The following is a 22,011-nucleotide window of genomic DNA, read 5'->3' on the forward strand; positions in this document are numbered from 1 at the left end:
CATCCGTTCTGTCGATGTCTACCGGGCCATTGTGACCCGCCGCCGCCGGAGCGGCCGATATACGCGGTGTACAGCAACGAGGGTTGGTTCGCCACCGCGGACTCATTCAGCCGACGACGCTCGCCGGCTCGCGCTGGGGAAGGAACGACTGCGCGAAGAACGCCGTGAGCTCCTCGGTCGCCTCGAGCGGAAGGACCGCCGCGACGTACTGGTCGGGACGCACGACGACGACGACACCGTCGCGCGAGAGGCCGCGCTCCTCGAAGATGTCGTCGGTCGTCCAGGCGCTGGGCGCCGCCGCGTAGACCTTTTCCCAGTCGGTGAGACCGAGGGGTCCGGTCTTCGGCAGGAACAGCTCGGGCACGCGGTTGACGTCGACCTCGTCATGACGCTGCTGGTACACGACCTTGACGTCGAAGACGGCGTCCGCGTCGGCGCCTTCGGGCGTGAAGCGCTGCAGCGGCGACTCCGGCGAAGCCATGAACGCGGCCCAGTCGGAGAGAGCGGATGCCTCTCCCGCGGCAGGCGCGTCGGCGAAGGCGTACACACGCCACCGACCGTCAGCCTTGGCGTGGTGTCCGAGGTGCACGGCATTGCCGTCGCACACGCGGACCACCTCGACCGACTTGAAGCGCTTGCCCAGCGGGAAGCCCTCGGCGAGCGCCTGGTGCGCAGCATCCGTCACGATCATCGACTCGCCGTACTGCGTCATGAAGCCCGACGGGAACTCGGCGGTGCCGAGGTAGAACGTGGCGAGCTCCTGGGGGTCGGAGATCTCCTCGGGCTTGCGGGCCATCAGAGCCGACCACTCGCGATCGAAGTCGATGAGCTGCTGCGCGACCGGCTGACGCTCGGCCGAGTACGTCGACAGCAGCGATGCGGGACTGAGCCCGGTGAGCACGTGACCAAGCTTCCAGCCGAGGTTGAAGCCGTCCTGCATCGAGACGTTCATCCCCTGGCCGGCCTTCGCACTGTGCGTGTGGCAGGCGTCGCCCGTGAGGAAGACGCGCGGGTCGTGGCCCTGGTCGACGTCGACGTCGTCGAACTTGTCGGTGACGCGGTGGCCGACCTCGTAGACGCTGTGCCACGCGACCTGCTTCACGTCGAGGGTGTACGGGTGCAGGATCTCGTTCGCCCTGCGGATGATCTCCTCGATCGGGGTCTGGCGCACGTGGTGGTTGTCGTCCTTCGCGACCTCGCCGAGGTCGATGTACATGCGGCTGAGATAACCGCCCTCCCGCGGGATGTGGAGGATGTTGCCCGCCTCGGAGTTGATCGCGCACTTGGTGCGCCAGTCGGGGAAGTCCGTGTTCACCAGGACGTCCATCACGCCCCAGGCATGCGCGGCGAACTGCCCGACGTGCTTGCGGCCGATGGCCTGGCGAACTCCGCTGCGCGCGCCGTCGCAGCCGACGACGTACTTCGCGCGTACGGTGCGCTCCTCGCCCGCGCGGTCGCCGGCGATGTGTCGCACCCGCACCTCCACGGGGTGCTCCCCGTCCTCGTGCACGGTGAGGCCGAGGAACTCGATCCCGTAGTCGGGCAGGATGCGGCCCGGGCCGAGCGCGGCGGCCTCGGCGAAGTAGTCGAGCACGCGCGCCTGATTCACGATGAGGTGCGGGAACTCGCTGATCTTGAACGCGTAGTCCTCGGTGCGCGCGGTGCGGATGATGTTGCGGGGGTTCTCGGGGTCGGGTCCCCAGAAGTTCATCCAGGCGATGTTGTAGGCCTCGGCGATGATGCGCTCCGCGAACCCGAACGCCTGGAACGTCTCGACGCTGCGCGGCTGGATGCCGTCGGCCTGGCCGAGCACGAGGCGCCCGTCGCGGCGCTCGATCAGTCGGGTCGTGACACCGGGGAACTGCGACATCTGCGCCGCGAGCAGCATGCCCGCGGGGCCCGAGCCGACGATGAGCACGTCCGTCTCGTCGGGCAGTTCGGCCGGACGGTCGATGCCCGTGCCGGCGGCGTCCTGCACGCGCGGGTCGGCGGAGACGTAGCCGTGGTGGTGGAACTGCATCGGTGTGTCCTCCTCGGACGACGGTGTCGAGGGCTCGTCGCGTCCGTGCTTGCTGCGAGCGGGGGCGTGTTCTATATTCGAACACACCGTTCTACTATTGAACAGATCGTATATGACCGGTGCGCGCGCGGCAAGACGCCGGAGCGCACAGACTGCGAGCCGCCATGCCCACCGCCGCGCCCACACCGCCCGCATCGCAGACGCTGAGCCGCGGCATCCGAATCCTCGAACTGCTCGCCGACGCGCGCGGGCCCCTCTCGATCGACGAGCTCGCCGGCCGACTGGAGGTGCACCGGTCGGTCGCCTACCGACTGCTGCGCACTCTCGAAGACCATGGGCTCGTCGAGCGCGACGCGGCCGGCCGCATCGAGCTCGGAGCACGCCTCGCCGCCCTCGCCGCCGGCGTCGCGCACGACCTGCAGGCCGAGGCGCTCCCCGAGCTCACCGCGGTCGCGGGTGACCTCGGCGTGACCTGCTTCCTCGCGGTCCTCGATCACGAGGAGTGCGTCACGCTCTCGAGCGTCGAGCCGCGCCACGCCGTGAACCCCGTCGCACAGCGGCCGGGGACGCGGCATCCCGTCACGCGCGGCGCCCCAGGCAAGGCGATCCTGTCGCTGCTGCCCAAGGCGTCGTGGCCCGCAGCCGTGTCACCGGCGCTGGCGGAGGAGGTGACGGATGCCGCGACCCGCGGCTACGCCACCAGCCACGACGAGGTCATCCCCAGCCTGCGGGCGGTCGCCGTGCCGTTCGTGGTGCGCGGGCGCGGGCCCGCGGCGATCGCGGTCGTGTTCGTGGCCAGCACGCACACGGACGACGAGATCGCGACGCGTCTCACCCGTTCGGCGACCGCGATCCGCGAGGCGCTCGGCGGCTGAGCCTTCTCCGCTCAGCGCTCTCCGGCCGCTGACCGGTGCTTTCAGGCGGTGGTCGGGTACTCGGTCACGAGGCGGATGTTGTACTCCGCGACCCGCTGCGGAAGGCCGGCGAAGGCCTCACCGCGGGCGCCCGACGCGAGGTACTCCTTCTCCAGGGCCAGAAAGGCCTCTTCGTCGCCCTCTGCGCTCACCGCCCAGACGAACTCGTTGGTCTCGGGAAGGCCGTAGGCGAACTCGATCGTGAAGCCGGCCGCGGGCCGCACCCGCGGCATCCACTCCTTCCACCACGCGACGAAGTCGTCGTACTCCCCTTCGACGAGCGTGTACCGACGGAGCTGAGTCGTCTTCATGACTCCCATCCTGCCCGAAGACCTATACTCGTCACGTCCGGTGGCACCGTCGCTCGCCGGTGCTCGAAAAATGGGCACGCAGCGCGCACGCGCGAGACACATACGGCTCTTGATCCGTTCCGTCTCGAAAGGCATCGCCATGTCTCCCGCCATGAGCACCGTCTCGGCGCACGTCGCCCTCACCCTCGCCCGCCACATCGATCACGTCTTCGGCGTGATGGGCAACGGCAACGCGTACTTCCTCGACGCGCTCGAGCGCTCCACCGACGTGCACTTCACCGCCGTCCGCCACGAGGCCGGCGGGGTCGTCGCCGCCGACGCGTACCACCGCGCCTCCGGGCGCCTGGCCGCTGCGACCGCCACCTACGGTGCCGGCTTCACCAACACCCTCACCGCGCTTGCCGAGGCGGTGCAGGCTCATGTGCCCCTCGTGCTCGTCGTGGGCGACGAGCCGACCTCCGGGCCGCGCCCGTGGGACGTCGACCAGATCGCCCTCGCATCGGCTGTCGGCGCGCGCACCTACACGGTCGGGCGAGCGGATGCCGCGGCCACGACGATCATCGCCATCGAGCACGCGCTCACCTACCGGGTGCCGACGGTGCTCGCGATCCCCTACGACGTCGCCGCGCGCGACGCAGGCCCCCTCCCCGAGGCCCCGGAGCCGCGCCTGCCCGCGCCTCTCGTGCCCGCCGGACCGTTCGCCGAAGGCGCGGTCGAGGGACTCGTCGAGGCGCTCGCCTCAGCGGAGCGGCCGTTCCTGCTCGCCGGCCGCGGAGCGTGGATCTCGGGCGCCGGCGAGGCCCTGGGCGACGTCGCCGATGCGGTCGGCGCCGTCACGGCGTCCACCGCCCTCGGCCGCGGCATCTTCCCCCGCGGCGAGTTCGACCTCGGCGTGACCGGCGGCTTCGGCGCCGAAGGGGCCATGGCGCTCGTGCGCGAGGCGGATGTCGCCGTCGTGTTCGGAGCGTCGCTGAACCAGTTCACGATGCGGTTCGGCGACCTCTTCGCGCCCGGCACCCGGGTGTTCCAAGTCGACGTCGCGCCCGCCGCGACCCATCCCCACGTCGGCGGCTACGTGCGCGGCGACGCGGCCGTGGTGGCCCGCACGGTCGCCGACGGGCTGGCCGCCCGGGCCGGCCGGGCCAGCGGCTGGCGGGAATCCGTCGATCTCATGCCGCTGCGGGCATACGAGCCCGGCGACCACCTCGCCCCCGACGGTCGGCTGGACCCCCGCGCAGTCGCGGCACGCGTCGGCGAACTCCTGCCGGAGGACCGGGTCGTCGTCTCGGACGGCGGCCACTTCATCGGCTGGGCGAACATGTACTGGCCCGTCGGATGCCCCGACCGCATGATGATGGTCGGCACGGCGTTCCAGTCCATCGGGCTCGGCTGGCCGTCGGTGCCCGGCGCCGCACTCGCGAAGCCCTCGGCGACGGTCGTGCTGACGACGGGCGACGGCGGCGGGCTCATGGCCCTCGCCGACCTCGAGACCGCTGTCCGCGTCGCCGGCGGCCGGGGGGTCGCGGTGGTGTGGAACGACGCCGCCTACGGTGCGGAGATCCACCTCTACGGGCTCAAGGGTCTCGCGCAGGAGCCCATGCTCATCCCCGAGGTCGACTTCGCCGCGCTCGCGGCCGGCGTCGGGGCCGAGGGCGTCGTCGTGCGCACCCTGGCCGACCTCGACCGGCTGGCGGAGTGGACGGCCGAGCCCGCAGCATCCCGTCGATTCCTCGTGCTCGACTGTCGCATCTCGGGCTCGGTGATCGCGCCGTACCAGCGCGAGATCATCCGCGTGAACTCCTAACGGTTTTGGCGACTCGCCAAGACACGTCGGTCACAAGGTGTGATCCTGGCGAGTCGCCCTGATGCGGTGAAGCGGCAGCGGTGGTCGATTGGTGGCGAGTCGCCAAAAACGTCGGCCGCGCCCGCGAATTCTGGCGAGCCGCCAAAAGCCGGGAGGGAGGCAGCAGCAGGCAAGCAGGCAAGCAGGCGCGGCGCTCACTCGCCCGTGAAGTCGGGCTTGCGCTTCTGCTGGAAGGCGGCGAAGCCCTCGCGGTAGTCGGCGGTGCTGCGCAGCGCCTCCTGGCCGCGGGCCTCCTCGGCGACGGCGTCCCACAGCCGCTCGCCGCGCAGGCGCGCGATCAGGCGCTTCGAGGCGACGAACGCGGCCGTCGGTCCCGATGCCGCGAGCGTCGCCCGCTGCAGCGTGAAATCGAACACCTCCTCGACGGGCATCGCGCGGCTGAACAGGCCGGCAGCGACCGCCTCGGCGCCCGACATCATCGCGCCGGTGTAGATGAGGTCGAGCGCGCGGTGCGCACCGAGCCGCTCGTAGAGGAGGGCGTGGCCGCCCGAGTCCAGCATCGCTCCGAGGCTGGCGAACGGCGAGCCGATCTTGGCGTCGTCCGCGACGTACACGACGTCGGTGGCGATCGCGAGTCCGAGACCCACGCCGAGGCACGCGCCGTGGACGGCCGCGAAGGTCGGCGCCGGGAACGCGGCGATCCGCCTCATCAGCGTCTCGACGCCGGCGAGGTACTCGGGCACGTCGTCGGTCACCGGGTCCACGCCGGCGATGTCGCGGCCCGCGCAGAACGCCCGGCCCTCGGCGCGCAGCACGAGCGCACGCACCCCGGACTCCTCGGCGCTGCGGTACGCGGCATCCATCTCCCCCAGCTCGCGCAGCGACAGCGCGTTGAGCTTCTCCGGCGCGTTGAGGACGACTTCGGCGACGTCGCCGGTGATGGACAGTTCGATCATTCGTTCCTCCTCAGACGTCGTAGTCGACGACGACGGTATCGGTCGTGGGATGAGACTGGCACGTGAGCACATACCCGCGCTCGAGTTCGTCGGGCTCGAGAGCGTAGTTCTCCGTCATCGTGACCGATCCCTGCAGCAGGCGCGCACGGCACGTGCCGCACACGCCCCCGGCGCACGCGAACGGCACGTCAGGACGTACTCGCAGCGCGGCGTTGAGGATCGACTCGTGCGCGGCGACCGGGCTGTCGACCGCCTGCGACTGCCCGTCGAGCGTGAACTCGATGCGCCTCACCGGCTCGTCCTTCGCGACGACCACCGGGCGCCCCGCCGACGGCTCGGCGCGATCCCCCTCGCCGGTGGTGAAGAGCTCGTAGCGCACGTGCGCGGGGTCGACGCCGATGTCGGCGAGCGTGTCGCGGCAGAGCTGCACGAGTTCGAACGGCCCGCACAGGAACCACTCGTCGACGGTGTCGGGCAGCACGAGGTCGCCGAGGATGCGGCGCAGCCGCGGCTCGTCGATGCGGCCCGAGAGCAGTGGCGCGGTGCGCTGCTCGCGCGACAGCACGTGGTGCAGGGCGAGCCGGGTCGGGTAGCGGTCCTTGAGGTCGGAGAGCTCGTCGAGGAACATGACGTCGAGGCTCGAGCGGTTCGTGTACACGAGCGTGAACCGCGACGTGCGCGACCGGGCGAGCACGGTCGCGGCGAGCGCCATGAGCGGCGTGATGCCTGATCCGGCGGCGATCCCCGCCACGTGCGTGTCGTCCAGGTCGGCGAGTTTCGAGGTGAAGGTGCCCTGCGGGCTCATCACGTCGATCTCGTCGCCCACCTTCAGCTCGGTCTGCGCCCAGGTCGAGAACCGACCGCCGAGATCGCGCTTGATCGCGACGCTGATCGTGCGCGGTCCGTCGCCCCCGCCGCCGGAGTCCTCGGCGCGGCACAGCGAATAGGAGCGGCGCACCTCGTGCCCGTCGAGCACCTTTCGCAGGGCGACATGCTGCCCGGCGAGGTAGTCGAACTCGTCTCGTGCCTGCTCGGGGATCGCGAACGTCACCTCGACCGAGGCGTCCGTCAACGGATGCACCGCCGCGACCCGCAACGTGTGGAAGCGCGCGCGGTGCTTGGCCCCGCGCGGACCGCCGACGGCGGTCGTGAGCAGTGTCTCGGCGATGCGCTCGTTCTCGCTCGCCGCCGCCTCGCCGGGCCGCATCAGTGCACCTTGAAATGGTCGAAGGGCTCCAGACAGGCGCGGCACTCGTAGAGGGCCTTGCACGACGTCGAGCCGAACCGCGCGAGCTCGCGGGTGTCGAGCGACCCGCAGCGCGGGCACCGCACCGACAGCTGAAGGCGGATCGGCCCGCTCACCGCCGCACGCCCGGTGGGCGCAGCGATGCCGTACTCGACGAGCTTGCGCTTGCCGGCATCCGTCATCCAGTCCGTGGTCCATGCGGGGGCGAGCACGAGCCGCACGTCGACGTCGTCGAAGCCGGCCGACGTGAGCGCGAGCACGAGGTCGTCGCCGATCGCGTCCATCGCCGGGCAGCCCGAGTACGTCGGCGTGATCGTGACGGTCACGCGTCCCTCGTCGACCACGACGTCGCGCAGCACGCCGAGATCCTCGATCGTGAGGACAGGAACCTCGGGATCGAGGACGGATGCCGCGACCTCCCACGCGCGATCGGTCAGGGCATCGGCAGCCGGCCGCAGACCGGGGTTGCTCGGACGCTCAAGGCGTTTCGGCTCTGCGTTCCGACTCGCACGCTCGCTCAACGACCGCGTTCCTCGCTCGCTCAACGACCGGGAAACTGGCTGGGGCGGCGGTGCGGTCACCATGTCGCCCCCGGGTGCCGCCGGGCGAGCACATGCATCTCGGCGAGCAGGTAGCCCAGCGTCGGGAAATGCGATCCGCGCCGCCCGCCGGCCGACGACATCGGGGTGGCAGGCGCCTCGAGCTCGGCCTCGGCGAAGACCGCCGCGATCACGGTGTCGAACGGCGCCTGAAGTGTCGATGGCCGCACGGCGATGCCGTCGAGGCGCTCGGTCAGCGGCTCGTCGCGGAACAGCTCGCCCACGTACGGCCACACATCGCCGATCGCGCGGAGCATGCGCCGGCGCGACTCGTCGGTGCCGCCCGCGAGGCGCAGCGTCCACTGGACGGCGTGGTCCCGGTGGTACTCGACCTCCTTGACCGCCTTCGCGGCGATCGCGGCGAGCGTCTCGTCGGACGACCCCTGCAGCGCCGTGTACAGCTCGAAGAGGTAGACGGATGCTGCGAGCTGACGCGCGATCGTCTGCGCGAAGTCTCCGTTGGGCTGCTGGAAGAGCCACGCGCACCGGAACTCCGGCTCGTCGCGCCAGTAGGCGAGGTCGTCCTCGGTGCGATCGTCGTAGGTGCCGGCGTACCGCAGGAACGAACGCGCGTGACCGAGAAGGTCGAGCGCGATGTTGGCGAGCGCGACGTCCTCCTCAAGCTCGGGAGCCCGGGCGATCCACGCGCCGAGCTGCTGCGAAAGGATGAGCGCATCGTCGCCGAGCCAGAGCGCGTAGTCCGCGACGTCCGCCGTTGCGGCGTGCCCCTCGGCACCGGCCAGCTCGGCCGAGAGCTCGACCTGCTCGACGGTCACGTCGCCATGCGGGAGTTCCTCGATCACAGGTGCGGCACCCCCTCGGACGCCGTGTAGTACGTGGCGTGCCGGTAGTTCTTGCCCGCGGGGCTCTCGAAGAACGCCCCCTTCGAATCGGGATCGCTCGTCGTGATGGCGTCGGCGGGCACGACCCAGATCGACGTGCCCTCCCCCCTGCGCGTGTAGAGATCGCGGGCGTTGCGCAGCGCGAGCTCCGCATCGGGCGCGTGGAGCGACCCGGCGTGCACGTGGCTGAGTCCGCGGTTCGCGCGGACGAACACCTCCCACAGCGGCCAGGACTCTCGCGGCGAAGCGCCCGGTGTGGTCATGATCCAACCTCCATCGTCGGCTCGGGGCGTTTCGACTCGCTTCGCTCGCTCAACGACCGGGAGGCGAGCTGCTGCTTGCGGGCGTACTCGGCGGCGGCCTCGCGCACCCAGGCGCCGTCCTCGTGCGCGTTGCGGCGATTGCGGATGCGCTCGACGTTCATGGGGCCGCGGCCGGCGAGCACCTCGTGGAACTCGGTCCAGTCGATCTCGCTCGTGTGCCACCGCTCTGCCTGCTCGTCCCACCGCAGCTCCGGGTCGGGAAGCGTCACGCCCAGCACTTCGGCCTGGGGCACCAGCATCCCGATGAACCGCTGCCGCAGGTCGTCGTTCGAGAAGCGCTTGATCTTCCACTGCATGGACTGCGCCGAGTTCGGGGACTCGTCGTCAGGGGGCCCGAACATCATCAGCGACGGCCAGTACCAGCGGTCCACGGCATCCTGCGCCATCTCGCGCTGCGCGGGCGAACCCTGCATCAGCGTCAGCAGGATCTCGAACCCCTGCCGCTGGTGGAACGACTCCTCCTTGCAGATGCGCACCATCGCCCGGCCGTAAGGGCCGTACGACGCGCGGCACAGCGGCACCTGGTTGCAGATCGCGGCGCCGTCGACGAGCCAGCCGATCGCGCCCATGTCGGCCCACGTCGGTGTCGGGTAGTTGAAGATCGACGAGTACCGGGCCCGCCCCTCGATCAGCTGCTCGGTCATCTCGTCGCGGGTGATGCCGAGGGTCTGCGCCGCCGAGTACAGGTACAGCCCATGGCCCGCCTCATCCTGCACCTTCGCCATCAGGATCGCCTTGCGCTTCAGGCTCGGCGCCCGCGAGATCCAATTGCCTTCGGGCTGCATCCCGATGATCTCCGAGTGCGCATGCTGCGAGATCTGCCGGATCAGCGTCTTGCGATATGCGGCCGGCATCCAGTCCCGCGGCTCGATGCGCGAGTCGGCCTCGATGATCGCATCGAACGCCGCCTGCTCGGCGGCTTCGTCGATCAGCATCTCGGTCGTCATCGTCGACTCCTTATTTACAGACCGTTCGTTCAGTAAGTCTACTACGGACTTCGCCACGGTGCGGAAAGACGGGTGCGTCACGGCGACGCGCCGGAAACGGATGCTGCGCCCCAGCGCGTCGCGTCACCGGCCCGTGTTTCGGCAGCCCGTTGCAGAGGTCAGTCGGTTCGGTTGGTTCGGCGCGTGGTGAAGGACCGACCGCGGAACTCGGCGACCACATCGCCGGTCTCGTCGGTGACGGTGACGTCGTACAGGCCGTTGCGGCCCGAGAGGATGCGTCGCCGCGCGTGCGCGGTCAAGGTCTGGCCGGCGTGGGTGGCCTTGAGGAACGTGATGTCGGCGCCGGCGGCCACCGTGACGTCGTCGTCTTCGTTGCAGGCCATCGCGAACGCGGTGTCGGCGAGCGCGAACACCATCCCGCCGTGCGTGATCGCGAACCCGTTGGTCATGTCGTCGCGCACCCGCATCGACACGACGGCCTCGCCCGGTTCGTCGCGCTCGACGAGCATGCCGAGCGCGGCCGAGGCGCGGTCGCGCTGCAGCATGCGGCGCTGCCCGACGAAGTGCGCGGCGGGGTCGCTCATGCGCCCACCCCGGCGGACTCGGGAGAGACGGATGCTGCGGCGGTGGCGGCATCCGTGTCCGCAGACGTCTTCGCGACCAGGGTGAGGACGTCGTACGTCGCGACGATCTCCTCGCGCTGGTTCAGGATGACCGCGTCCCAGCGCACCTCGCCGTACTCGTCGGTCTCGCGCGGGGTGATCTGCTTCGCCGTGAGCACCACGCGGATCTCGTCACCGGGCGACACCGGCGTCATGAACCGCAGGTTCTCGAGGCCGTAGTTGGCGAGCACCGGACCGGGCTCGGGGTCCACGAACAGGCCGGCCGCCCACGACACCAGCAGGTAGCCGTGCGCCACGCGACCCGGGAAGAACGGGTTCGCGGCGGCGGCCTCCTCGTCCATGTGGGCATAGAAGAGATCGCCGGTGAAGTTCGCGAACGTCTCGATGTCGTCGAGGGTCACCGGTCGCAGCGGCGACGCGATCTGGTCGCCGATCGCGAGTTCGGCGAGTGACTTGCGGAACGGGTGGCGATCGGAACGGGATGCTGCGCCCTGGTGCCACACGCCGGTCAGCGCCGTGAGCATCGCAGGTGAGCCCTGCACCGCGGTGCGCTGCATGTGGTGCAGGACCGCGCGGATGCCGCCGAGCTCCTCGCCACCGCCCGCGCGGCCGGGTCCGCCGTGCACGAGGTGCGGCACCGGGGCGCCGTGGCCCGTCGACGTGCGGGCGTCGTCGCGGTCGAGGAACAGCAGGCGCCCGTTGTACGCGGCGGTGCGCGCGAGCAGGGTCGCCGCGACGGCGGGGTCGGCGGTGGCCACGCTCGTCACGAGAGATCCGCCGCCGCGGCCGACGAGATCGGCGGCCTCGTCCACGGTGCGATACGCGAGCACGCTCGCCACGGGCCCGAACGCCTCGACATCGTGCACCGCTTCGGGCAGCGCGTCGGCGGCGCCGTCGAACCCGATGACGATGGGCATGACGAAGGCCCCGTCGGGGGCAGGACCGGTCGAGCCGTCGGCGTGCGTCACGTCCGGGGCATCCGTCGATCCGAGCAGGATGCGACCGCCCGCCGCCTCGAGCGCGCCGACGGCGCGCAGCACCTCGTCGCGCTGGGCGAGCGAGACGAGCGGGCCCATCGTGACGCCTTCGGCGTGCGGGTCGCCGACGACGACGCGCTCGGAGAGCTTGTCGCTGAGGGCCCGGACCAGAGGCTCGACGGCGTCGGCCGGCACGATGGCGCGCCGGATCGCGGTGCACTTCTGGCCGGCCTTGGTGGTGAGTTCGACCATGAGCTGCTTCACGTACGCGTCGAACTCCGGGGTGCCGGGCACCGCATCGGGGCCGAGCACCGACGCGTTGATCGAATCGGTCTCGCTCGTGAACCTGACGCCCGGCGCCGCCTGCTCGCGAAGCCGGGACGCGGTCGACGCGCTGCCGGTGAAGCCCACGAGATCGCCGAGTCCGAGGTGGTCGAACAAGCCTGGCACGGCGCCGCTCACCAGCTGCAGCGAGCCGGCGGGCAGGCGTCCCGTCTCGACGAGGATGCGCACCCAGGCCTCAGCGACGTACGCCGTGGGCGTCGCCGGTTTCACGATCGTCGGCACGCCCGCGAGGAACGCGGGGGCGAACTTCTCGAGCGCGCCCCACATCGGGAAGTTGAAGGCGTTGATCTGCACGGCCACGCCCGGAAGGCGCGTGTACACGTGGCGCCCGAGGAACGAGCCGTCCTTCGAGAGCGGCTCGACCGGTCCGTCGAGGTACACCTGCGCATTCGGCAGCTCGCGCCTGCCCTTCGACGAGTACGTGAAGAGCACGCCGATGCCGCCGTCGACGTCGCTCAGCGAGTCGCGCGTGGTCGCGCCGGCCCGCTTCGAGAGCTCGTAGAGCTCCTCCTTGCGCGCCGTGAGTGCGATGCCGAACTCCTTCAGCAGCAGGGCGCGCTGGTGGAAGGTGAGCGCGCCGAGGCCCGCCTGGCCCACCGTGCGAGCGTGGGCGATCGCACCCGCGAGATCGATGCCCTCGGTGCTCACGAGCGTCACGACATCGCCGGTCGACGCGTCGCGCACGGTCGCGGCGCCGGCTTCGGATGCAGGCGTCCACCATGCATCGCGCAGGTAGCTGGGGAGGATGCCGGTCGCTGACCGCTCGATCATCACTGTTCACTCCATTCGTAGAAGCCGCGGCCGGTCTTGCGGCCGAGTCGTCCGTCGGCGACGAGGCGCCTGAGCAGCTCCGGGGGTGCGAACCGCTTCCCCAGCTCGCGGTGCAGCTCCTCGGCGATGCCCAGCCGCACGTCGAGGCCGACGAGGTCGGTGGTGCGCAGCGGGCCGACGGGATGCCGGTAGCCGAGCTCCATCGCCGCGTCGATGTCGGCGGCCGACGCGACACCTTCCTCGAGCATGCGGATCGCCTCGAGCCCGAGGGCGACCCCCAACCGGCTCGACGCGAAGCCCGGACTGTCGCGCACGACGATGGGCGTCTTGCCGAGCGCCGCGATCCAGGCCCTGGCGTCGTCGACGAGCGCGAGGTCGGTCGCCGCACCGGTGACCACCTCCACGAGCTGCGACGCCGGCACGGGGTTGAAGAAGTGCAGGCCCAGGAAGCGTTCGGGGCGGTCGAGGCCGGATGCGAGGTCGTCGATCGAGATGGACGAGGTGTTGGTGGCGAGCGCCGCATCCGGTCCGAGAGCGCGTTCGGCGCGCGCGAGCGCGTCGTGCTTCAGTTCCCGATCCTCCGGGACCGCCTCCACCACGAGGTGGCAGCCGGTCAGGGCCGCAGCATCCGTCGCCGTCTGGATCGCGGCGGCGAGCGCGTCGTACCCGATCTCGGTGGTGCCGCGCTCGACGCTGCGCCGCACGCTCTCGAGAAGGCGAGCGGATGCTGCGGCCGCCGCCTCCTGGTCGCGCTCGACCACGACCACCTGAGCGCCGGCGAGGGCGAACGCGTGTGCGATGCCCGCGCCCATGCGCCCGCCGCCGATCACCCCGACGCGACCGGGCAGTCTCGCCGGCTCGGCGCGTTTCGACTCGCTTCGCTCGCTCAACGAACGGGAACTGCCCTCGGCCGCACTCATCGCTTCCCCCTCTCGAGGAAGGCGGTCATGCGCCGGTCCTTCTCGGGGCTCTCGAAGAGCTGCGCCTGCAGCTCGAGCTCGATCTCGGGGTGCGCCGCGCGCGGGGCGAGCAGCGCCGTCTTCGTGTGACGCGTCGCCAACGGGTCGTTGCGGGCGATGCGATCCGCGAGCGCATGAGCAGCGGCGAGCAGGTCTGCGGGCTCGAACAGCGACGACACGAGCCCCCACGCGACGGCGGTGTCGGCATCCAGGATCCGCCCTGTCAGCAGCATCTCGGCGGCCCGGGCCTCACCGACGATCTCGGGCAGGCGCCACGTCGCACCGGCCGCCGCGATGATGCCCAGGCCCGTCTCGGGGTTGCCGATCTGGAGACCCGGAGTGCCGATGCGGATGTCGGCCGCGTACGCGAGCTCGGCCCCGCCGCCCAGCGCGTAGCCGTCGATCGCGGCGATGACCGGCATCGGGAGGCCCCGCACCCGCGTGAACGCCCGGGTGTTGATGCCCCGGCGGGCGTCGGCGGCGCGGCGGTCACGCAGCTGTGCGATGTCGGCCCCCGAGGCGAACACGCCGTCGGAGCCCGTGATGATGAGCGTGCGCGGCTCGCGCTCGAGCTCGCCGCAAAGCTCGTGCAGGCGGTCGATCGTGTCCTGGTCGATGGCGTTGCGCACCTCCGGCCGCGACAGCGTCGCGACGACGCGGTCCTCGCGGCGCTCGATCTTGAGCGGCTCAGGCATCGGCATCCTCTCGATCCGCTCCGTCGCGGTCTCGCGCCCATAATATCTGATCGATCGTTCAGTAATGCCATCGTCCTGCACGCCATGGACCCGACCGGTGCGAGACTGGGCGCATGTCCGCGAGCACCGACGCCTTCCCCGCGCGACGCGGACGGCCTGGCTACGACCGCGATCAGGTGCTCGCGGTCGCAGTGGCCCTCTTCAACGAGCAGGGATACGACGCGACATCGGTGGCCGATCTCGCCTCGCGCCTCCGGCTCACGAAGTCGGCGCTGTACCACCACTTCGACTCGAAGGAGCAGCTGCTCGCGCTCGCCCTCGACGAAGCGCTCGACGGGCTCGAGGGGGTGCTCGACGAACCGGACGCGGCCGTCGCGGATCCGGTCGAGCGGCTCGGCGCGGTGCTGCGCGGCGCGGTGCGTGTGCTCGTCGACAAACTCCCGTACGTCACGCTCCTGCTGCGGGTACGCGGCAACAGCGACGTCGAGCGCGCCGCCCTCGAGCGCCGGCGCGCGTTCGACCACCGGGTGACGGCGCTCGTGGCCGAGGCGCAGCGCGCCGGTCAGGTGCGCGCCGACGTCGACGACGCCGTGGCCACGCGCCTGGTCTTCGGCATGGTCAACTCGATCGTCGAGTGGTACCGGCCGAGCGGGCCTGTCGACCGGGAGCGCCTCGCGCACGACGTCGTCGCGGTCGCGCTGGACGGCATGCGCACCCGCTGACCCATCCCCGCTGACCCGGCCATCCCCGCTGACCCGGCCATCCCCGCTCACCCGGCCATCCCCGCTCACCCGGCCATCCCCGCTGACCCGGCCATCCCCCTGACTCAGCCGTCCCCGCGGCCTCCCTGCTGCCGAAACACGGGCGCGTCACGCGACACGCCGTGCGGCGGCATCCATCACCGGCGTGTCGCCGTCACCGACCCGTCTTTCGGCAGAGTGCGCCGAGGCGGGGACCCGGAAAGAAGGGACGAACGGATGCCGCGGCCCGGGGCCTGCGGTCAGACCGGGGACGCGGCATCCGTCTTCGAAACGAGACTCAGGCCTTCGAGAGGCCGTAGATCGGGCTGACCGACTGCTCGGCCTCGTGGTCGGGGCCCAGCGGGATGCCGGAGCGGTCGCGCAGCAGCAGCGTCGCGATGAGTCCGATCACCGTCATCGCGGCGAGGTACCACGTGACCGACAGCGTCGAACCGGTCGCCTGCACGAGCGCCGTCGCGATGGTCGGGGCGAACGCGCCGCCGAGGATCGCGCCGATCGCGTACGAGATCGAGACGCCCGAGAAGCGGATGGATGCCGGGAACAGCTCGGAGTAGAGCGCAGCCTGCGGTCCGTAGGTGAAGCCGAGGCCGATCGTGAGGATCGCAAGCCCCAGGAACAGCAGCCCGATGTCACCCGTGTTCACGAGCGGGAAGAGCAGGAAGACGCCCGCGAGCTGCAGGATCCAGCCGATGATGTACGTCGTGCGGCGGCCGATGCGGTCGGAGATGAAGCCGGCGGCCAGCGTCGACAGCAGCCAGGTGACGGCCGATCCCGCGACCGCCCACAGCACCGGTCCGCGCTCGAGGCCGAGCGGTCCCTCGGGGTTCGTCGAGTAGCCCTGGATGTATCCGCCTGTGGTCATGTAGCCGACGGCGTTGTTGCCCGCGAAGACCAGCGCGGCGATGATCACGAGGAGCAGGTGCTTGCGGAAGAGCGTGACGATCGGCATGCGCGCCTTCTCCTTGCGCTCGGCGAGCTCGGCGAACACCGGGCTCTCCTCGACGCGGCGGCGGACGTAGTAGCCCACGAGGATCAGCACGACGCTGAGCAGGAACGGGACGCGCCAGCCCCACACGAGGAATGCGTCGCCGGGGGCGATCATCGCCATGAGCGCCATGACGCCCGAGGCCAGCAGCAGTCCGAGCGGCACGCCGATCTGCGGCGAGGCGCCGAAGGCACCACGACGCTTCTTCGGGGCGTGCTCGACGGCCATGAGCACGGCGCCACCCCACTCGCCGCCCGCGGAGATGCCCTGGATGATGCGCAGCAGGACGAGGAGGATGGGCGCCGCGATCCCGATCGCCTCGTAGGTCGGCAGCACGCCGATGAGCGCGGTCGCCGCACCCATCAGGATCAGCGTCCACATGAGCACGACCTTGCGGCCGTACTTGTCGCCGAAGTGGCCGGCGAGGAACGCGCCGAGGGGGCGGAACAGGAAGCTCACGCCGACCGTCGCGAAGGCCACGATCGCGCTGTTCGCGCCAAGCGGCGCGAAGAACAACTGGCCGAAGACCAGCCCGACCGCGGTCGCATAGATGAAGAAGTCGTACCACTCGACGGTGGTGCCGACGACGGTCGCGAAGACGACGCGACGGCGGTCGGTGGGGGACGCGATGGTTCCGGTGGGGGTGAATCCCTGCGGGGATCGTGAGGTGCTCATGGTGACTCCTGTGTCGGGGCTGACGGCGTCGTCGCCGGCGACTTCTGGGTGGTTGCCGGATGCTGGTCGATCATATACGATTTCGGATACGACGCAACAGGTCACTTCGAGTGAGGGAGCTCATGGACGAGATCACGGATGCCGCAGACCGCCGTTTCGCTGCCCTCCCCGGCCGGCCCGGCAAGATCGTCGCCATCCACCTCAGCTACGCGTCGCGTGCGGATCAGCGCGGGCGGCGGCCGCAGCATCCGTCGTACTTCTTCAAGCCGTCGAGCTCCGTCGCGGCTTCAGGCGAGACCATCGAGCGTCCGGCAGGCACCGAGCTGCTCGCCTTCGAGGGCGAGATCGCGCTCGTGATCGGCACGCCCGCACGGCGCGTGCGGCTGGCGGACGCATGGGACCACGTGGCGTGGGTCACGGCGGCGAACGACTTCGGCCTCTACGACCTCCGCGAGAACGACAAGGGCTCGAACGTGCGGTCGAAGGGCGGCGACGGCTACACGCCTCTCGGTCCCTCGCTCATCGACGCCCGCACCATCGACCCCGACGCCCTGCGTGTGCGCACGTGGCTCAACCGCGAGCTCGCCCAGGATGACACCGCTCGGGGCATGATCTTCCCCCTCGCGCAGCTGGTCGCCGACCTTTCGCAGCACTTCACGCTCGAGACGGGCGACGTGATTCTCACGGGCACGCCGGCGGGGTCGTCGGTGGCGCAGCCCGGCGACGTGGTCGAGGTCGAGGTCGACGTGCCCGGCGGCCCGTCCTCGGGCCGACTGGTCACCACGGTGGTGCAGGGCTCGGCCGCGTTCGACGCGGAGCTCGGGTCTCTGCCTGCCGTCGACGACCTGCAGCGCAGCGAGGCGTGGGGCTCGCGCGAGGCGGCCGGGCTTCCGCCCGCAGCCTCTCCCGAATCAGGAGATCTGACGGAGGCAGGACGTTCCGCCGCGGATTCTCCCGCCTGGGCCACATCTCCTGTTCTGGGAGACGCGCTGCGCGCGAAGCTCGAGGCGGTGCCCGTGGCGGGGCTCTCGGCGCAGCTGCGCAGGCGCGGGCTCAACAACGTGCATGTCGACGGCGTTCGGCCGTTGCATCCGGAAGCGAAGCTCGTCGGCACGGCCCGCACACTGCGGTTCGTGCCGAACCGCGAGGACCTGTTCGCGTCGCACGGCGGCGGCTACAACGCGCAGAAGCGCGTGTTCGATGCCGTCGGCGATGGCGAGGTCGTGGTGATCGAGGCGCGCGGCGAGGCCGGCTCCGGCACGCTCGGCGACATCCTCGCGATCCGCGCACACGCCCGCGGCGCGGCCGGCATCGTCACCGACGGAGGGGTGAGGGATGCTGCGGCCGTCGCCGCGGTCGGCATCCCGGTGTACTCCTCCGGCGCCCACCCCGCCGTGCTCGGTCGCAAGCACGTGCCGTGGGACGCCGACATCACGATCGCGTGCGGCGGCACCACCGTCCAGCCCGGCGACATCATCGTCGGGGACGCGGACGGGGTCGTGGTGATCCCTCCCGCGATCGCGGAGGAGATCGTGGACGCGGCCCTCGCCCAGGAGGATGAGGACGCCTGGATCGCCGACCGCGTCGCCGAGGGACATCCCGTCGACGGACTCTTCCCGATGAACGCCGAATGGCGCGCGAAGTACGACGCCCGAGAGGAAGGCCGCGCATGAGCCCGACCGAAGCCGACACGCTCAGCAAGTCGCAGCAGGCGTACCGCTGGATCAAGGAGCGCATCGCGAACCAGGAGTTCACGCCGGGATACCGCCTGGTGCTCGGCAGCATCGCCGGCGAGCTCGACATGAGCGTCGTGCCGGTCCGCGAGGCGATCCGCCAGCTCGAGGCCGAGGGGCTCGTCACGTTCGAGCGCAACGTCGGTGCCCGCGTATCGATGGTCGACGACTCGCAATACCGCTACAGCATGCAGGCGCTGTCGATCCTCGAGGGCACCGCCACCGCGCTGGCCGCGCGCCGGCTCTCGGCCGACGACATCCGCAACGCGCGTCGTATCAACGAGCTCATGATCGAGACGCTCGAGCACTTCGACCCTCGAGCATTCACCGCGCTCAACCAGGAGTTCCACGCGGCGCTGTTCGAGAAGTGCGCCAACCCGCGCATGCTCGACCTCGTCCACGCCGAGTGGGCCCGCCTCGGCCACCTGCGCGACTCGACCTTCAGCTTCGTGCCGGGCCGGGCCCAGGAGTCGGTGCGCGAGCACGAGAACATCCTCGTGCTCATCGAGACCGGCGCCCCGCTCGGCGAGATCGAGAAGGCGGCCCGCCGGCACCGGTCGGCGACCCTCGACGCCTACATGATCCATGAGCACCCCGACGAGGCCCTGGGCCTCCCCGCGTTCTGAATCGCGGATGCTGCGGGCCGCAGCATCCGTCTCCACAGACCTCCGACGAAGGAGCAGCAATGACCGACACCCAGACAGTCCTCGCGACCCGACACGTGCCCGAGGGCCTGCCGAGCCGCATCCAGCACTACATCGACGGCCAATTCGTCGACTCGCAGGGCGGCGACACGTTCGACGTGCTCGACCCGGTGACGAACGAGACGTACGTGCAGGCCGCGGCCGGCAAGAAGGCCGACATCGACCGGGCCGTCGCCGCCGCCCGGCGCGCGTTCACCGAGGGGCCGTGGCCGCGGATGCTGCCGCGCGAGCGCTCGCGCGTGCTGCACCGGATCGCGGACATCGTGGAGTCGCGCGACGCGCGTCTGGCCGAGCTGGAGTCGTTCGACTCGGGCCTGCCGATCACGCAGGCGCTCGGTCAGGCCCGTCGCGCGGCCGAGAACTTCCGGTTCTTCGCCGACCTGATCGTGGCGCAGGCCGACGACGCCTACAAGGTGCCCGGCCGGCAGATGAACTACGTCAACCGCAAGCCGATCGGCGTCGCAGGGCTCATCACTCCCTGGAACACGCCGTTCATGCTCGAGTCGTGGAAGCTCGGCCCCGCCCTCGCCACCGGCAACACCGTGGTGCTCAAGCCCGCTGAGTTCACACCGCTGTCGGCGTCGCTGTGGGCCGGGATCTTCGAGGAGGCAGGCCTCCCGAAGGGCGTCTTCAACCTCGTCAACGGACTCGGCGAGGACGCCGGCGACGCGCTGGTGAAGCATCCCGACGTCCCCCTCATCTCGTTCACGGGCGAGAGCCGCACCGGGCAGATCATCTTCGGCAACGCCGCGCCGTTCCTGAAGGGCCTGTCGATGGAGCTGGGCGGCAAGAGCCCAGCCGTGGTGTTCGCCGACGCGGACCTCCAGGCGGCCGTCGACGCGACGATCTTCGGTGTGTTCTCGCTCAACGGCGAGCGCTGCACCGCGGGCTCGCGCATCCTCGTGGAGCGCCCGATCTACGACGAGTTCGTGAAGCGCTACGCGGCGCAGGCCGACCGCGTCGTGGTGGGCTACCCGCACGACCCTGCGACGGAAGTGGGTGCACTGGTCCACCCGGAGCACTACGACAAGGTCGTCTCGTACATCGAGATCGGCAAGGCCGAGGCGCGCCTGGTCGCCGGTGGCGACCGCCCCGAGGGCTTCGAGACCGGCAACTTCGTGCGCCCCACGGTGTTCGCCGACGTCGCCCCCGACGCCCGCATCTTCCAGGAGGAGATCTTCGGCCCGGTCGTGGCGATCACCCCCTTCGACACCGACGAGGAGGCGCTCGAGCTCGCCAACGGCGTGCGCTACGGCCTCGCGGCGTACGTGTGGACCAACGACCTCAAGCGCGCCCACAACTTCTCGCAGGCGATCGAAGCGGGCATGGTGTGGCTCAACTCGAACAACGTGCGCGACCTCCGCACACCGTTCGGGGGCGTCAAGGCCTCCGGCCTCGGCCACGAGGGCGGCTACCGCTCGATCGACTTCTACACCGACCAGCAGGCCGTGCACATCACGCTCGGCCCCGCTCACAACCCCACCTTCGGAAAGGCGGATGCCGCCGGCCACTGAGGGCCGCGGCATCCGTTCTCCTCGAGACCACGCAAGGACGCGACATGACCCACCGTGACCAGATGACCCGCACCTCCTCCGGCTTCTACGTGAGCCAGGAGGCGCCGATCCTCTCCGACAACCCGATCCCGACGCCCAGCGCGCCGGCGCCCGACATCCTCCGCTGCGCGTACATGGAGCTCGTCGTCACCGACCTGCTCGCGTCCCGCGAGTTCTACGTCGACGTGCTCGGCCTGTACGTCACCGAGGAGGACGAGAGCACGATCTACCTCCGTTCGACGGAGGAGTTCATCCACCACAACCTCGTGCTCCGGCAGGGGCCGGTCGCCGCGGTCGCCGCGTTCTCATACCGGGTGCGCACCCCCGAGGACCTCGACAAGGCGGTCGCCTTCTACGAGGAGCTCGGCTGCCGCATCGAGCGCCGCCAGGACGGGTTCACGAAGGGCATCGGCGACTCTGTACGTGTGACCGACCCGCTCGGCTTCCCGTACGAGTTCTTCTACGCCACCGAGCACGTCGAGCGCCTGTCGTGGCGATACGACCTGCACACGCCTGGCGAGCTGGTGCGCCTGGACCACTTCAACCAGGTCACCCCCGACGTGCCCCGTGCGGTGAACTTCATGCAGTCGCTGGGCTTCCGCGTCACCGAGGACATCCAGGACGAGGAGGGCACCGTCTACGCGGCCTGGATGCGCCGCAAGCCCACCGTGCACGACACCGCCATGACCGGCGGCGACGGGCCCCGCATGCACCACGTCGCATTCGCCACCCACGAGAAGCACAACATCCTGGCGATCTGCGACAAGCTCGGGGCGCTCCGTCGGTCCGACGCGATCGAGCGCGGCCCCGGCCGCCACGGCGTCTCGAACGCGTTCTACCTGTACCTGCGCGACCCCGACGGCCACCGCGTCGAGATCTACACGCAGGACTACTACACCGGCGATCCCGACAACCCGGTCGTCACGTGGGACGTGCACGACAACCAGCGCCGCGATTGGTGGGGCAACCCCGTCGTGCCGTCCTGGTACACCGAGGCCTCCCTCGTGCTCGACCTCGACGGCAACCCGCAGCCCGTCGTCGCCCGCACCGACTCGTCCGAGATGGCGGTCACGATCGGCGCCGACGGCTTCTCGTACACGCGCCCCGACGAGGACTCGATGCCCGAGTACAAGCAGGGCGAGTACAAGCTCGGCCACCAGCTGTAGTCACGGCATACGACCGCCCTGCTCCTCCGCAGGCGGCGCATGTCCCGATTTCGCCGAAGCATGTCCCGATTTCGGTCGCTCCCGGTTCTCGGAATGACCGAA

At 70.6% G+C, this 22,011-nt stretch carries 20 protein-coding genes; 7 read left to right on the forward strand and 13 right to left on the reverse strand.

Annotation, left to right across the window (positions count from 1 at the left end):
• Window positions 1-106: 106 nt before the first annotated feature.
• A complete protein-coding gene (locus MRBLWH7_RS08555; protein WP_342001165.1) occupies window positions 107-2,020 on the reverse strand; it encodes an FAD-binding monooxygenase in 1,914 nt (637 codons plus the stop codon).
• A gap of 164 nt (window positions 2,021-2,184) precedes the next feature.
• Between MRBLWH7_RS08555 and MRBLWH7_RS08560 the strand changes: the two genes are divergently transcribed.
• Window positions 2,185-2,895 carry a helix-turn-helix domain-containing protein gene (locus MRBLWH7_RS08560; protein WP_342001167.1) on the forward strand — a complete coding sequence of 237 codons (711 nt, stop codon included), beginning with the start codon at window positions 2,185-2,187 and terminating at the stop codon, window positions 2,893-2,895.
• A gap of 41 nt (window positions 2,896-2,936) precedes the next feature.
• Here MRBLWH7_RS08560 and MRBLWH7_RS08565 read toward each other — a convergent pair whose 3' ends face one another.
• Entirely contained in the window at window positions 2,937-3,245 is a 309-nt protein-coding gene (locus MRBLWH7_RS08565; protein WP_342001169.1) for a hypothetical protein, read from the reverse strand.
• 151 nt (window positions 3,246-3,396) lie between these two features.
• Here MRBLWH7_RS08565 and MRBLWH7_RS08570 point away from each other — a divergent pair, with 151 nt between their 5' ends.
• The gene (locus MRBLWH7_RS08570) at window positions 3,397-5,049 is read left to right on the forward strand and encodes a thiamine pyrophosphate-binding protein (protein WP_342001171.1); all 1,653 of its coding nucleotides are present in this window, start codon (window positions 3,397-3,399) and stop codon (window positions 5,047-5,049) included.
• Between the two features lie 194 nt (window positions 5,050-5,243).
• Here the strand turns inward: MRBLWH7_RS08570 and MRBLWH7_RS08575 are convergent, their stop codons facing one another.
• From MRBLWH7_RS08575 to MRBLWH7_RS08620, 10 genes are all read right to left on the reverse strand, one after another.
• Window positions 5,244-6,005 (reverse strand): enoyl-CoA hydratase-related protein, encoded by a 762-nt coding sequence (locus tag MRBLWH7_RS08575; RefSeq protein ID WP_342001173.1) that lies wholly within the window; start codon window positions 6,003-6,005, stop codon window positions 5,244-5,246.
• A gap of 10 nt (window positions 6,006-6,015) precedes the next feature.
• A complete protein-coding gene (gene paaE / locus MRBLWH7_RS08580) occupies window positions 6,016-7,212 on the reverse strand; it encodes a 1,2-phenylacetyl-CoA epoxidase subunit PaaE (RefSeq protein WP_342001175.1) in 1,197 nt (398 codons plus the stop codon).
• Window positions 7,212-7,709: a 1,2-phenylacetyl-CoA epoxidase subunit PaaD gene (gene paaD / locus MRBLWH7_RS08585; RefSeq protein WP_342001979.1), complete on the reverse strand. Its 498-nt coding sequence runs from the start codon at window positions 7,707-7,709 to the stop codon at window positions 7,212-7,214. The genes paaE and paaD overlap by 1 nt, the downstream gene beginning before the upstream one ends.
• 119 nt (window positions 7,710-7,828) lie before the next feature.
• Window positions 7,829-8,593, reverse strand: a complete 765-nt coding sequence (gene paaC / locus MRBLWH7_RS08590; RefSeq protein ID WP_342001982.1) for a 1,2-phenylacetyl-CoA epoxidase subunit PaaC — start codon at window positions 8,591-8,593, stop codon at window positions 7,829-7,831.
• 56 nt (window positions 8,594-8,649) lie between these two features.
• Entirely contained in the window at window positions 8,650-8,955 is a 306-nt protein-coding gene (paaB, locus tag MRBLWH7_RS08595) for a 1,2-phenylacetyl-CoA epoxidase subunit PaaB (protein ID WP_342001176.1), read from the reverse strand.
• Complete coding sequence (paaA, locus tag MRBLWH7_RS08600) at window positions 8,952-9,962, reverse strand: 1,2-phenylacetyl-CoA epoxidase subunit PaaA (RefSeq protein ID WP_342001178.1); 1,011 nt, start codon at window positions 9,960-9,962, stop codon at window positions 8,952-8,954. Before paaA ends, paaB begins: the two co-directional genes overlap by 4 nt.
• A 158-nt stretch (window positions 9,963-10,120) precedes the next feature.
• Entirely contained in the window at window positions 10,121-10,546 is a 426-nt protein-coding gene (paaI, locus tag MRBLWH7_RS08605; RefSeq protein ID WP_342001180.1) for a hydroxyphenylacetyl-CoA thioesterase PaaI, read from the reverse strand.
• Window positions 10,543-12,678 (reverse strand): phenylacetic acid degradation bifunctional protein PaaZ, encoded by a 2,136-nt coding sequence (gene paaZ, locus MRBLWH7_RS08610; protein WP_342001182.1) that lies wholly within the window; start codon window positions 12,676-12,678, stop codon window positions 10,543-10,545. Before paaZ ends, paaI begins: the two co-directional genes overlap by 4 nt.
• Complete coding sequence (locus tag MRBLWH7_RS08615; protein WP_342001184.1) at window positions 12,678-13,598, reverse strand: 3-hydroxyacyl-CoA dehydrogenase family protein; 921 nt, start codon at window positions 13,596-13,598, stop codon at window positions 12,678-12,680. The genes paaZ and MRBLWH7_RS08615 overlap by 1 nt, the downstream gene beginning before the upstream one ends.
• On the reverse strand, window positions 13,595-14,332 hold the full coding sequence (locus tag MRBLWH7_RS08620) for an enoyl-CoA hydratase/isomerase family protein (RefSeq protein WP_342001186.1): 738 nt from the start codon (window positions 14,330-14,332) through the stop codon (window positions 13,595-13,597). The genes MRBLWH7_RS08615 and MRBLWH7_RS08620 overlap by 4 nt, the downstream gene beginning before the upstream one ends.
• Window positions 14,333-14,445: 113 nt before the next feature.
• On the opposite strand from MRBLWH7_RS08620, the gene MRBLWH7_RS08625 reads away from it, so the two are divergent.
• Window positions 14,446-15,054 carry a TetR/AcrR family transcriptional regulator gene (locus MRBLWH7_RS08625; protein WP_342001188.1) on the forward strand — a complete coding sequence of 203 codons (609 nt, stop codon included), beginning with the start codon at window positions 14,446-14,448 and terminating at the stop codon, window positions 15,052-15,054.
• Between the two features lie 316 nt (window positions 15,055-15,370).
• Here the strand turns inward: MRBLWH7_RS08625 and MRBLWH7_RS08630 are convergent, their stop codons facing one another.
• Window positions 15,371-16,753 (reverse strand): MFS transporter, encoded by a 1,383-nt coding sequence (locus tag MRBLWH7_RS08630; RefSeq protein WP_342001190.1) that lies wholly within the window; start codon window positions 16,751-16,753, stop codon window positions 15,371-15,373.
• A gap of 122 nt (window positions 16,754-16,875) precedes the next feature.
• Here MRBLWH7_RS08630 and MRBLWH7_RS08635 point away from each other — a divergent pair, with 122 nt between their 5' ends.
• From MRBLWH7_RS08635 to hpaD, 4 genes are read left to right on the forward strand one after another with little or no spacing between them, the layout of a single operon-like run.
• Window positions 16,876-18,426 (forward strand): fumarylacetoacetate hydrolase family protein, encoded by a 1,551-nt coding sequence (locus tag MRBLWH7_RS08635; RefSeq protein ID WP_342001192.1) that lies wholly within the window; start codon window positions 16,876-16,878, stop codon window positions 18,424-18,426.
• Window positions 18,423-19,112 carry a GntR family transcriptional regulator gene (locus tag MRBLWH7_RS08640; protein ID WP_342001195.1) on the forward strand — a complete coding sequence of 230 codons (690 nt, stop codon included), beginning with the start codon at window positions 18,423-18,425 and terminating at the stop codon, window positions 19,110-19,112. The genes MRBLWH7_RS08635 and MRBLWH7_RS08640 overlap by 4 nt, the downstream gene beginning before the upstream one ends.
• Window positions 19,113-19,171: 59 nt before the next feature.
• A complete protein-coding gene (gene hpaE / locus MRBLWH7_RS08645) occupies window positions 19,172-20,704 on the forward strand; it encodes a 5-carboxymethyl-2-hydroxymuconate semialdehyde dehydrogenase (protein WP_342001197.1) in 1,533 nt (510 codons plus the stop codon).
• Window positions 20,705-20,748: 44 nt separating this feature from the next.
• A complete protein-coding gene (gene hpaD / locus MRBLWH7_RS08650) occupies window positions 20,749-21,909 on the forward strand; it encodes a 3,4-dihydroxyphenylacetate 2,3-dioxygenase (RefSeq protein WP_342001199.1) in 1,161 nt (386 codons plus the stop codon).
• Window positions 21,910-22,011 lie beyond the last annotated feature (102 nt).

This window comes from Microbacterium sp. LWH7-1.2, assembly GCF_038397755.1.
Taxonomy (GTDB): domain Bacteria; phylum Actinomycetota; class Actinomycetes; order Actinomycetales; family Microbacteriaceae; genus Microbacterium.